Source organism: Vibrio sp. 811 (assembly GCF_033339195.1).
In genome coordinates this window covers 42,111-54,133 of record NZ_JAWOUB010000023.1, presented here as the reverse complement: position 1 = coordinate 54,133, position 12,023 = coordinate 42,111, and the positions used below count along the sequence as shown (strand labels likewise).

General features: G+C 45.3%; 11 protein-coding genes and 1 riboswitch. Of the genes, 3 read left to right on the top strand and 8 right to left on the bottom strand.

Going from position 1 to position 12,023, the window contains the following annotated elements; translation table 11 throughout:
- Nucleotides 1-512 precede the first annotated feature (512 nt).
- On the top strand, nt 513-968 hold the full coding sequence (locus R7Q46_RS21910; RefSeq protein WP_017636066.1) for an RNA-binding protein: 456 nt from the start codon (nt 513-515) through the stop codon (nt 966-968).
- On the opposite strand, the gene murI is transcribed toward R7Q46_RS21910, so the two are convergent.
- Genes murI through btuB form a run of 3 tightly spaced genes read right to left on the bottom strand, consistent with a single transcriptional unit; the run spans nt 931 to nt 4,353 of the window.
- A complete protein-coding gene (gene murI, locus R7Q46_RS21905) occupies nt 931-1,734 on the bottom strand; it encodes a glutamate racemase (RefSeq protein WP_047104461.1) in 804 nt (267 codons plus the stop codon). The genes R7Q46_RS21910 and murI overlap by 38 nt on opposite strands.
- Before the next feature lie 31 nt (nt 1,735-1,765).
- Complete coding sequence (locus R7Q46_RS21900) at nt 1,766-2,458, bottom strand: adenine nucleotide alpha hydrolase (protein WP_213872087.1); 693 nt, start codon at nt 2,456-2,458, stop codon at nt 1,766-1,768.
- Nucleotides 2,459-2,517: 59 nt separating this feature from the next.
- Entirely contained in the window at nt 2,518-4,353 is a 1,836-nt protein-coding gene (gene btuB / locus R7Q46_RS21895; protein WP_053350805.1) for a TonB-dependent vitamin B12 receptor, read from the bottom strand.
- Nucleotides 4,354-4,408: 55 nt separating this feature from the next.
- A riboswitch (cobalamin riboswitch) is annotated at nt 4,409-4,609 on the bottom strand.
- Nucleotides 4,610-4,793: 184 nt separating this feature from the next.
- Between btuB and trmA the strand changes: the two genes are divergently transcribed.
- A complete protein-coding gene (gene trmA, locus R7Q46_RS21890) occupies nt 4,794-5,903 on the top strand; it encodes a tRNA (uridine(54)-C5)-methyltransferase TrmA (RefSeq protein WP_170894167.1) in 1,110 nt (369 codons plus the stop codon).
- A 64-nt stretch (nt 5,904-5,967) separates the two neighbouring features.
- On the opposite strand, the gene R7Q46_RS21885 is transcribed toward trmA, so the two are convergent.
- Together R7Q46_RS21885 and fabR are read right to left on the bottom strand one after the other, a co-directional pair.
- Complete coding sequence (locus R7Q46_RS21885; protein ID WP_005378634.1) at nt 5,968-6,333, bottom strand: YijD family membrane protein; 366 nt, start codon at nt 6,331-6,333, stop codon at nt 5,968-5,970.
- Nucleotides 6,333-6,974 (bottom strand): HTH-type transcriptional repressor FabR, encoded by a 642-nt coding sequence (gene fabR / locus R7Q46_RS21880; protein WP_005378632.1) that lies wholly within the window; start codon nt 6,972-6,974, stop codon nt 6,333-6,335. Before fabR ends, R7Q46_RS21885 begins: the two co-directional genes overlap by 1 nt.
- Before the next feature lie 263 nt (nt 6,975-7,237).
- Between fabR and sthA the strand changes: the two genes are divergently transcribed.
- Nucleotides 7,238-8,668 (top strand): Si-specific NAD(P)(+) transhydrogenase, encoded by a 1,431-nt coding sequence (gene sthA / locus R7Q46_RS21875; protein WP_006742759.1) that lies wholly within the window; start codon nt 7,238-7,240, stop codon nt 8,666-8,668.
- A gap of 57 nt (nt 8,669-8,725) precedes the next feature.
- On the opposite strand, the gene dinF is transcribed toward sthA, so the two are convergent.
- From dinF to lexA, 3 genes are all read right to left on the bottom strand, one after another.
- Nucleotides 8,726-10,075, bottom strand: coding sequence for an MATE family efflux transporter DinF (dinF, locus tag R7Q46_RS21870; protein WP_085570123.1), 1,350 nt, complete (start codon nt 10,073-10,075; stop codon nt 8,726-8,728).
- Between the two features lie 55 nt (nt 10,076-10,130).
- On the bottom strand, nt 10,131-10,925 hold the full coding sequence (locus tag R7Q46_RS21865) for a class I SAM-dependent methyltransferase (RefSeq protein ID WP_005378679.1): 795 nt from the start codon (nt 10,923-10,925) through the stop codon (nt 10,131-10,133).
- A 184-nt stretch (nt 10,926-11,109) separates the two neighbouring features.
- Complete coding sequence (gene lexA / locus R7Q46_RS21860; RefSeq protein ID WP_005378682.1) at nt 11,110-11,730, bottom strand: transcriptional repressor LexA; 621 nt, start codon at nt 11,728-11,730, stop codon at nt 11,110-11,112.
- Nucleotides 11,731-12,023: the final 293 nt, after the last annotated feature.

The window sequence follows — 12,023 nt, the reverse complement described above, 5'->3', positions numbered from 1 at the left end:
GTAATGTTTGAATTGACTGTGCTGAATCTTTCGATTCAATGGTCACTTCGTTTCATTGAAACCTAATTTGATACCGAGGTATCGAATTGGATTATCATCAACGAGTGCCCACACAGATTGATAGGTTCTTATTTTTAAAGAGCTTTTCTAACATTTTCAGCAACTTAGTTGCTCGTCGTTAGGGGTGCGTATCTTACTTCACACCGTGAGAGAGTCAAGCATTTTTTCAAATTCTTTTTTCTCTCTTCCCGACTCGCTGTGTGACTTTCGTCTCACTCCGTGTCGGTGGATGCGCAGTATAGGGAGTTGAGAAATTAGTACAAGTGTTTTTTGCAAATAAAAAACCAACCGGTCACAAATTAGCCAAAAGTGCGATATTTGCATATTTCTTCGTCACATTTGAGACATATCACAGCAATTGGTTGGAAAAACACCAACCATATACGTAAGATTCATGTGTCTATTCTGTTAATGGGCAATCGATCTCTTTATCACTATGTGTAGTAATTAAAATGACGTCTAAAAAAAATCTGATTTTATGTGTTGGGCTGGCCATCGTTGGGGGAATCATCTTCTCTCAATTCATCATCCCACCAGCCTTGAGCTTCCTCATTGGTGTTATCGCTACTGCTTTTCTTTTTTCATTTTCTAGCAAAACACCTGTTCTTCAATCTTCGGATCCTGATCCTTCAACTAAAACGCTGTATGTCGGCAACCTTCCTTATAAGGCCAATGAGAGTCATGTTCGCGATTTGTTTGCTGAATATGGACAGGTCTATGCGGTACGCTTAATGAAAGATAAGCGTACTGGAAAAAGAAGAGGGTTTGGTTTTGTAGTGATGGCTGCGGCAGATGCCAAGCCAGCTATCGCTAAACTTAATGAAAAGGAATATATGGAGAGAACGCTAAAAGTGAGAATTGCGAACGATCCTAAACATCCGGATGGTGGTAAACCTGAACAGGATTAAAACCTAGCTTCTTTAAACAAATGTTCAGTGCATCTTCCTGCCAAGGAGTTGCACTGGCATAAATCGACTTACTTCCCTCTTCTGTATCCTCAATTTCATCACTTAATAGCAATGCTTTTACTCGACGTGCAATCGCTGCGCCTGAATCAATTAAAGTAACGTCCCCACCCAAAGCTTGATGAATCTCCTCTTTGATTAAAGGGAAGTGAGTACAACCGAGCACCGCAACATCGACTTTATCGCGAAGGGGAAGCAGGATATTTGTCAGTTCGTCGAGAGAAACGCTGTTGCCTCGCAACTTCTCTTCGGCCATATCTACCAAGCGAGTTGATCCCACCAGCTCAACTGGTTTGCCTTGCGCAAAGTCCCGTATTAACTCGTGAGTATATTGGCGTGTTACTGTCGCCGGAGTGGCGATCAGCCCTACCCCTTTTGATGCTAAAAGCGATGCGGGTTTAATCGCAGGGACAACACCAACAACGGGAATCGATAAATTTTCGCGTAAGGAAGGAAGCACTATGGTGCTCGCCGTGTTGCAAGCAATGACGACAATGTCGACTTGGTGTTCTTCGACTAAAGAAGAGACCAGTTGGTTAACTCGTGAAACGAGTACAGCCTGATCGAGTTCACCATAAGGGTAAGCCTGATTATCGAATAAGTATAAGTAGTCTAGCTGGGGCAATAGGCGATGTATCTCTTGGAATACAGAAAGACCACCAACACCAGAGTCAAAAACTAGGACTTTTTTCTTACTTGCTACTCGCACGAGTCTTACCTAAAGAACAGAAACGTTGCGATCATACTGCGTAGATTTGTTTTGGCAATGCTTTAGCATGGTATCTTTGATGGCTGAATCTATCTCCAGATTCTACATCTCGCTTCGTCAACTCGATATGTCCTTGAAAAGATGGCGAAGACGTGACCAATGTGTGAAATTCACCATTTTCCCCACAGGGATCAATTTGACTTGGTAATGACTCTATTAGGGCTTTGTCATACCAGCGACCACACCATTCTGGAGGGAGAACTCTTCCGTCGATGGTGATTAACATAGTTTGAATACCACGCTCTATGATTTCCATCGCTAGTTTTTCGCTGCTCTCCCCTAATAGAGGAAAGACGCATTCCCAGCCAACAGGTTCAATATAGCTGCGTCGGTAATCGGCAATGCCATTACAAAACATATCACCAAATGCGACAGCTTCTATGTTCAGACCACTACTGTGTAATGCATTAACGATGGTTGATTGATAAATGTCGTTACTCGGAAAGACTTCAGGCAGTTCGATAGTAATGAGCGGAAGCGCAAGTAAGTCTGCTTGCATTTGTACAACCTCAAGCGGAGTTGCTTGAAAAGGGACTTCTTTCCCTACGTAAGTCGTGTACAAACCGACAACTTGATAATTTGGATTCTCGTTAAGGCGCTCAAGCGTTAATGTCGAATCTTTACCACTGGACCAACTGATCACCACTCGCTTGGGTTTCTTCATTCGATTTTCCACCACAAAATATTAAAAACCGCCCGAAGGCGGTTTGTGCTCATTCACGATTAGAATTCGTAGCCAACGTTGATATAGTACGCTCGCTCTGCAGCGGGGTAACCTTTTGCCATCTCATACTCTTCATCAAGTAGATTATCGATACGAGCGCTAATAGAGGTCGACTCATTCGGATAGTAAGTCACTGCCGTATCAACCAACGAGTAAGAAGAAAGCGTGATGTCTTGTGAAGGCCAAGTGCTGTAATCCACATCTGGACGCTTACCGACGTACTGATAGCTAACCGACCAATCCACTTTATCGAAGCTCACTAAAGCATTCCACTTATACATTTCTTTAGCGCGGCGCTGCAACTGATGCCCTTTATCGTCTTCAGCATCTTTATAATCTGCACTCAACTGGTGCTGCACAATCCCTGTGTCAAACTCAGCAACAAGCTCCACACCTTGGATATGTGTTTCACCATCGACATTCAAATATTTGTATGTGGTTGGATGGTAATCGATAAGATTCGTGATTTTATAGTCATAACCCGTCACGGACCAAAAAACGCCTTGGACATCACCGCTGAATGCTAGCTCCCAAGCATCTGACTCTTCCGGCTTCAGATCTTTCTCACCGTATGTTGGGTCATACTGTTGATATAGGTTTGGAGCCTTAAACGCAGTACCAAAAGAAGCTTTAACCCCAAACTCTGGCACAAATTGGTAACCAGCCGCTAAACTGTAAGTGAACTCACTACCGTATTCTTCGTTATCATCAAGGCGAGCACTGCCCTCAAGCATTGCTTTATCAATACTAGTCGTTGCCATACCAAACAGAGCGCCATTGGTACGATCAAACGTTTTATTCGCACTCTTGTCTTTATAAGATTCGTTGCGCCAATCAATACCACCAGCAAACGTCGTATTGTTGTTTAGCAAGTAACTGTTGGTCCACTGGACATTTTGCTGCTCAAGTTCATCTTCAGTACCTGAGTGTTTGCCTTTTGCTTGCTCATAGTTCCAAGACTTCTGTTTCTGTGCCGTTACTTGTAGTTCTGACATCACATTATCAGACTGATACTTACCGCCCAGAGTGACAGAAAGATCGTCTTTTTCTGCTTCGTAGTAACCGCGACTGCCGTAGCTGCTGTCATATTGATAAACATTTTCGTAAGCACGTAGGTTACCAAATGCAGACCACTGATCATTGAAGTTATGCACGTAACCTAGCAGACCATTCTTTGTATCAAAGCCATGGCGATCGCCGTCATTAACTCCCGGTACAGGACGAACGTTATAACCATCATCACTTTCACTACCAAGCGCGATATTTAGCTGGCCGCTCTCTGTGACTTTAATACCAGATGCCACACTCAATTCCTGGTAATCTAAGCTGCCTAAACCCGCACTTAACTTCGTTCCTTCTTCGTCAGCACGCGCAATGGTGATGATATTAATCACGCCACCAATCGCTTCTGAGCCGTAAAGTGACGCACGCGCACCACGCACGTACTCAATACGTTGAACGTAAGTAAGTGGGATTTGGTTAAAGTCCACAGCGCCCTTCGCTGCTCGTGCAAAACGTACGCCATCAACCAGTACTAAAACTTGGTCGGAACTGGTTCCACGAACAAATAAAGACGCTAACTGACCACGACCACCATTTTGTGAAACTTGAATCCCGGTAAGACGACGCAATACATCTGGTAGGGTTTTCGCTTGAATGCGATCGATGTCTTGTCGAGTAACTACTTCGACATCTGCCAACGTACGGCTTTCGGCTTGCTCAAAACGGTTTGCAGTAACAACGATGGTTTCGTCAGTGGAGGTTTCTTGGGCCTGTAGATAAGAGACAGGTGAAAGCAGCGATGCCAAAGTGATCGCCAGTGCGGATTTTCTCATTGTATTGTCCTAAATCGCGTAATTCCTTCCGAGCCCTGTCATCATGACAGTCCAGTGCTGTGGCTCAGTTGTTGGCAGGTATTCGGACTCAAGAGCACGGGTGTACCGCCTACTTGCTCGACTTCCCACATAAACTAATGCAGTGTCTGATGAGCGTTCGTTCTCTTTTACCGCTGCGCGTCAGTTCTGGATTCACACCAGATTCCCATTTCAGCCATCTAGATTGCTAGATAGCACCAACTTGAGGCAAATATTATTCAGCTATTGATTATTTGTCCAGCCAATATTGCCCTTAGAAGTTGTAACGTTTTGATTGATTTTGCTTTCTACTCTGCCTGTACGCACTATCTTTAAATCAATTCCAGTACAAAACTGGACATCCTATTGAGATTGAATAAAATCTGCGCTCTTAAATTGAATGCACCATAAAAGGTAAGATCATGGCTACTCTTGATGTAAACCCACAACGCTACCAAGAACAACTGGCTGAAAAAGTCGAACGTCTCACTGATATGTTCGCGCCATACAACGTGCCAGAACTGGAAGTGTTTGAATCACCAGAGCAGCATTACCGTATGCGTGCTGAGTTCCGTGTTTGGCATGAAGGTGAAGACCTGTACTACATCATGTTCAACCAAGAGACTCGTGAGAAATACCGCGTAGACCAATTCCCAGCAGCCAGCCGTCTGATCAACGATTTGATGCCGCTATTGGTTGAAGCGATGAAAGACAACGACTCACTACGTCGTAAACTGTTCCAAGTGGATTTCCTATCGACGCTAAGTGGTGAGATTCTGGTTTCACTCCTTTACCATCGCCAACTTGATGAAGAGTGGATTGAAAACGCGAAAGCCCTTAAACAGCGTTTAAATGATGAAGGCTTTAACCTAAACATCATTGGTCGCGCTCGTAAGATGAAGATTGTCCTAGACCGCGACTACGTGATCGAGAAGCTCGATGTAAATGGTCAAAGCTACATCTACCAACAAGTGGAGAACAGCTTCACTCAGCCGAACGGCAAAGTCGCAGAGAAGATGCTGGAATGGGCGGTCGACTGTACTCAAGAAAGCACTGGCGACCTACTAGAGCTTTACTGTGGTAACGGTAACTTCTCGCTGGCGTTGGCACAGAATTTCGACCGCGTACTGGCAACTGAGCTAGCGAAGCCATCTGTGGTATCTGCACAGTACAACATCGCCGCCAATAAGATTGATAACGTACAAATCTTACGTCTATCGGCAGAGGAATTTACTCAAGCGATCGAAGGTAAGCGTGAATTCCGTCGTCTACAAGATGCAGGTGTGGATCTGAAGAGCTATAACTGCAACACGATTTTTGTCGACCCACCACGTGCTGGGATGGATGTCGATACTTGTAAGATGGTGCAAGGTTACGAGCGCATCATGTACATCTCTTGTAACCCTGAGACTCTAAAAGAGAACTTGGACATTCTATGCGAAACACACAACGTGACGCGTTTTGCTCTGTTTGACCAATTCCCTTATACCCACCACATGGAAGCTGGCGTGCTATTGGAACGTAAAGCTTAGTCCACCAGCTTCAGACAAAAAAAGCGAGCTCAATGGCTCGCTTTTTTTAATTTGATTCGTTTGCTTATTCCGCAGAAGTCTTCTTGCTGACAAAACCTAGCTTCTTACCAATCCATGCGAGTAAGATCATTGAAACCATGATCGCGAAGAAGTTTGAGCCTGCTTCTGGGTATTGCGCTTTAATAAACGCAGAGTGACCAAACGCACCTACGAAGAAACACGCCAAGCCAACTAATGGGATATCTTCTGATACCGGATTATTTAGGTACTCTTGGTAAAGAGCTTGTACAGCCAGTACGAGTGCAATCAATGGGAAGATTGAAAAAGACACTTCACTCATGGTCAACCATGACAACAAAGCATCACCACACATACCTGCAACCAGTGCCAAAATCAGCGTTTTCTTTTCAGATTTATTTCCATTCGACATTATTCTATCCCGCCTTTTAATCGGTTACGTTCACGTTCTTTGCGATACCAATAGGCCCCTTTGGCTATCATTCGCAATTGCATGATCAATCGCTCGGCGAGTTCATCGCGCTCACGTCGATCTAAATCTAAAGCTTCAGCCCCCGAACTGAAAACCAAAGTCACAGACGCTTCTGCTTGAGTATACGCCTCTTCTCTGGTCACGCCGGTGCTCATTAAATACTCGGTTAATTCTGCCGCAAAATGCTGGATTTCTCGAGCAACAGCGGTACGAAATTCAGCAGAAGTGCCGGAGCGCTCACGCAACAACAAACGAAAAACGTTCGGACTACTTTCAATGAATTCCATAAAGGTTTCGACCGAGGTACGAATTACGCTACCTTCTTTCACAATACGTTGACGCGCCTGACGCATCAGTTGGCGTAGTAGCAAACCGCCTTCATCAACCATGGTTAAGCCTAGCTCATCCATATCTTTGAAGTGACGATAAAAAGAAGTCGGTGCAATCCCTGCCTCTCGGGCGACTTCTCGCAAGCTAAGGCTGGAAAAGCTGCGATCCGCACTTAACTGACTAAATGCCGCATCGATCAATGATCGACGTGTCTTCTCTTTTTGCTGTGCGCGGATTCCCATCGATTTCATTCTTAACTTGCTCTTTTTCTATAGGGTACAAGAGCCTCAATATAACGCAATTTGCTCCTACGGAGAAAGATATGTTGCTTCGCTCGCTCTGAGCGCCGAGAACGTTACTATTGGCATGCATCTAATTGCAATGTTCTCGATGCAATTTATAGACATACAACATACCAAATCACCCTTTTGGTCGATTCTGCGTGATCACTTCCACTCTCTAACAGGCATGACGTGTACCAATAGAGTAAATGAGTTAAAATCGCGCTAAAGCAATGTTAAGCAAATATAACAAGGAAGGCATCATGGCGCATGTTAATCACTATGACGTGATCGTAATCGGTAGTGGCCCTGGCGGAGAAGGGGCTGCAATGGGATTAACCAAAGCGGGACTGAATGTTGCCATTGTCGAGAAAGAAAGCAGTGTCGGCGGCGGTTGTACTCACTGGGGTACCATTCCATCAAAAGCACTGCGTCATGCCGTTAGCCGCATCATCGAATTTAATAGCAACCCGCTATTTTGTCGAAACAACACCAGCGTTCATGCAACATTTTCTGACATTTTAGATCATGCTAAATCGGTCATTGATAAGCAAACTCGACTTCGTCAGGGCTTTTATGACCGTAACTCATGCACACTTTTGTTCGGAACCGCGCGATTTATCGATAACTACTCAATTGCAGTGATGCAAAGCGACGGTACAGAAGAAATCTATTCTGCAGATAAGTTTGTCATCGCGACGGGTTCTCGTCCGTATCAGCCTAACGACGTAGATTTCTTGCATGAGCGCATCTACGACAGTGATTCCATTTTGAGCCTGAAACACGACCCTCGCCATATCATCATTTACGGTGCGGGCGTTATCGGTTGTGAATACGCTTCTATCTTCCGCGGACTTGGAGTGAAAACCGACCTTATCAATACCCGCGACCGCTTGTTGGAGTTTTTGGATAACGAAGTGTCAGATGCGCTGTCTTACCACTTCTGGAACAGCGGTGTGGTAATTCGTAATGATGAGACCTATGAAAAAATCGAAGGCACAGAAGATGGCGTGATTATTCACCTACAATCTGGCAAGAAGATGAAGGCAGACTGCTTGTTGTATGCGAATGGTCGAACAGGTAACACCGATAAGTTGAATTTGGGTGCAGTGGGTCTGGAAGCGGACTCTCGCGGACAACTAAAAGTAAACCGTAACTACCAAACCGATATCGAACACATTTACGCTGTAGGCGATGTCATCGGTTACCCTAGCCTTGCAAGCGCCGCTTATGACCAAGGGCGATTTGTCGCACAAGCCATTACGAAAGGTCAGGCAGAAAACTATCTGATTGATGACATTCCAACAGGTATCTACACCATCCCAGAGATTAGCTCTGTGGGTAAAACCGAGCAAGAGCTAACAGCTGCGAAAGTACCGTATGAAGTAGGACGCTCTTCCTTCAAGCATCTAGCTCGTGCACAGATCGCAGGAAAAGACATCGGTAGCTTAAAGATATTGTTCCATCGTGAAACCAAAGAAATTTTAGGGATTCACTGTTTTGGCGAACGTGCCGCGGAAATTATCCACATCGGTCAAGCCATTATGGAGCAAAAAGGCTCAGCGAATACCATCGAGTATTTCGTCAATACCACCTTCAACTATCCAACAATGGCCGAAGCGTATCGTGTCGCTGCGTTGAATGGTTTGAACCGCTTGTTCTAATCTATGCTTCTTGATAGCAGACAGAAAAACAGCAGGCTTGGACCTGCTGTTTTTGTATCAACATTGTGCTAGGAAGGTATCCTTGTGCCATTGGTAGAGAAAGATAACCCCTAAACCAATACCCCGCATCAACATAAAGCTCGTCATTGCAAACCACAGCGCGTGATTTTCCCACTCGGCGAATAAGTAAAAGACAACGAAGAAACTGCTGGTCGCGACAAACATACTATTGCGCATGTCTTTGCCTTTGGTTGCACCGACAAAAATGCCATCCAATAGAAAGCACCACATCGACGCAAGTGGCATCACCACCAGCCAAGGTAGATACACCGCTGCTTGCTGTTGTACCGCCTCAATTGAAGTGATCATGGCGATCAACTGCGATCCCGCCAAACCAAAGAGCGCGGTCAGTCCTAAGCAAATAACCAAACTCCAAAAGAAAGTGCCGACAAGCGATGCACTCAATTGTTGCCTATCTTTGGCACCAATCGCCTTCCCGACCATGGCCTCCATTGCGTAAGCAAAGCCATCCATGCCGTACGAGATAATCATCAGGAAGCTCATCAGAACCGCATTTGCAGCGACAACCTCATCACCAAAGCTCGCGCCTTGGAACGTCATAAAGCTAAAAGCCGCTTGCAGACACAAAGAGCGCAAGAAAATATCGCGATTCAATTTCACGAAGCGCCCTAACCCATGCTGAGTGTCAGCAAGTAATTGCTTGGGTGACGGCAACTGACGTGCTTGCCATGTCTTCCACACGCAGACCAAACCAAACGCCATGCCTGAGTAATCAGCAATCACGGATGCAAGCGCAGCACCTTCAACTTTCCAACCTAAGCCCATCACAAATAACAAATCGAGAGCGATGTTGGTGACATTGGTGATGATCACCATCCACATTGGTGCTTTGGAATTTTGCGTTCCGAGCAGCCACCCCAACAACACAAAGTTCATTAGCGCAGCGGGGGCACTCCACACACGGATAGAGAAATATTGCATGCCGTAGTGTTTTACCTCTGCGCTGGCGTCACTCCAGCCAAAGATCAAATCAGCAATCGGGTTATGGGCAATAAGGAAGACTAACGCAAACAGCAGCGCCATAAGTGAGCCTTGCATAAACACCAAGGCAAGTTGCTTTCGGTCTTCACCGCCATAGGACTGCGCAGCCAACCCAGTAGTCGACATACGCAAAAAACCAAGCAGCCAAAACGTCACGCTGATCATGGTGCTGCCCAACGCAACACCGCCCAAATACCAAGCGTGGTCTAGATGACCAATCACCGCAGCATCGACCAAACCGAGCAATGGAACAGTAATATTCGACAGCACCATAGGTATCGCTAAAGCTAAGACTTGGCGATGAACTTTTGGGTTAGATAAAGGAGAGAAGATTGAATTTGTCACAGGCACCTCATCAGTAAGATCGACGAGTGTACCTGAGCGCTTAACGACTAGCCAATTACCACTTGATGTGAACGAGGACTGGCGTGAGGCGATGCTTCAACATTGGAATCTTATTAAGCCAACGCTGCCAAGCTTTCCAACGAGAACAGAATCTATCGAATGGCGAGAAAGCTTTCACCCACTGTGCCCATGGTAACCATTGCAATATCTGTGCTGCAGGCGCTTCAAAGCCATGAGCATAACGATCAGAGCCAAGCTTTTGTCCCCACTTGGTTTCCGTTAAATCTCCTGCCAGCACCATACATAGCTCAGCAGAAACAAAATGTCGACCCAAGGTTTGAATAAATTTCGCGACTTGACGCTCTGTGCAATCGAGCAGTGCCATTTCACATAAAATGAGCACCGGTGCTTGCTCTGGAATGGCTAACGTCTCTAGCCACGACATTTCATCCACACTGCCACAGCGATGTTCATAGCGTTCATTTTTGTGGAACAAGCGCTGACGCCATACCAAATTTTCCGTCACATCCAGCTCTATCCAATGGCAGCGTCCATTATCCAAACGATAAAAGCGGGTATCCAACCCCGCTCCGACATTGATTATCCAAGCATCGGGATACTGCTGTAAGAAGTGACTAACCTGCTGGTCACAAAGCTGAGTCAGCGTCACGTGCAGCAATTGCTTCTGCGCAATATCACCACTCAAACAATCCGGCGCCATCTTACAGCTCAAACACGCTTTAGCAGCTATCGGATCGTACACCAAGCCATTGTCGACCATGCTTTCACGGCTACGCAATAACAGTGGCTTTAATAAATGGTTAGGAACTTGATGTTTAGACTGAGACATGGGCATTTCCTGCGCCAGAGAGAAAACATAGACATTAATAAAGATGATAATGAATATCAATTACATTATCAAGCTTATAAATTGGTCAAAACAAACAATGTCAAGATGATGAGCAAGCTTTTGGAGGAAGTAGAAAAAGAGAAAAGACAAAACAGCCCAGATCAACTGGGCTGCTTAAATACACTTACATCCAATCGGTATTACGAATAATACCAACGGCTAAGCCTTCAATCGTAAGGTGCTGAGACGTTAAGTCCACTTGGATTGGGGCAAACTCTTCATTCTCAGCATGCAGTAATATGGTTGAACCTTTGCGCTCCAAACGCTTCACAGTCACATCATCATCAACACGCGCAACGACAACTTGACCGTCTCTCACGTCTTGGGTTTTATGCACCGCGAGCAGATCGCCATCCATAATCCCGATGTCTTTCATACTCTCGCCATTTACACGAAGTAAGAAATCCGCTTGCGGTTTGAACATCGCAGGATCGACTTGGTAGTGCGCCTCTACGTGCTCTTGAGCCAAGATTGGCTCACCCGCTGCGACTTGACCAATCAAAGGCAAACCCTGCTCATCATTGGCTGCGTCTTCAAGCAGGATACGAATCCCACGAGAAGCGCCTGGAATAATTTCAATTGCTTGCTTACGAGCAAGCGCTTTTAGGTGTTCCTCTGCGGCATTCGCAGAGCGGAAGCCAAGCTCACGCGCAATCTCTGCACGAGTTGGTGGCATTCCGGTGTCGTCGATTTTACTTTTAATCAAATCGAAGACTTGTTGTTGGCGTGGCGTTAACGGCTTCATGTCTCACCTGTCTTTTTATACAGTTAACTGTGAGTATATCCAGTAAATGCTCAAATGAAAACCCAATTGGTTGTTTTTTAATTTATTTGTGGGGAGCTTTCAGCTTACCGATTAAGTTCATTCTTTATTCGTTTAAAACACCGACTTTTCAGTTAATCAAGGTAAAGCAATAACTTAGGGGTTCGACTAATTTACAGCCAATAAAATTAAAAGGTTTGACCAGTTTCTGGTATCCTTGCAGCGCTTAAATTTTATCGCCTAGGCTTATTTCTATTGCCGTACTCATCTCTTTT

What these genes read in the sequence shown, in the direction of transcription:
- R7Q46_RS21900 (WP_213872087.1), bottom strand. Translation starts at nt 2,458, where the DNA reads ATGAAGAAACCCAAGCGAGTGGTGATCAGTTGGTCCAGTGGTAAAGAT.
- R7Q46_RS21910 (WP_017636066.1), top strand. Translation starts at nt 513, where the DNA reads ATGACGTCTAAAAAAAATCTGATTTTATGTGTTGGGCTGGCCATCGTT.
- R7Q46_RS21885 (WP_005378634.1), bottom strand. Translation starts at nt 6,333, where the DNA reads ATGTCGAATGGAAATAAATCTGAAAAGAAAACGCTGATTTTGGCACTG.
- trmA (WP_170894167.1), top strand. Translation starts at nt 4,794, where the DNA reads ATGGCTACTCTTGATGTAAACCCACAACGCTACCAAGAACAACTGGCT.
- R7Q46_RS21865 (WP_005378679.1), bottom strand. Translation starts at nt 10,925, where the DNA reads ATGTCTCAGTCTAAACATCAAGTTCCTAACCATTTATTAAAGCCACTG.
- fabR (WP_005378632.1), bottom strand. Translation starts at nt 6,974, where the DNA reads ATGAAATCGATGGGAATCCGCGCACAGCAAAAAGAGAAGACACGTCGA.
- btuB (WP_053350805.1), bottom strand. Translation starts at nt 4,353, where the DNA reads ATGAGAAAATCCGCACTGGCGATCACTTTGGCATCGCTGCTTTCACCT.
- sthA (WP_006742759.1), top strand. Translation starts at nt 7,238, where the DNA reads ATGTTAAGCAAATATAACAAGGAAGGCATCATGGCGCATGTTAATCAC.
- lexA (WP_005378682.1), bottom strand. Translation starts at nt 11,730, where the DNA reads ATGAAGCCGTTAACGCCACGCCAACAACAAGTCTTCGATTTGATTAAA.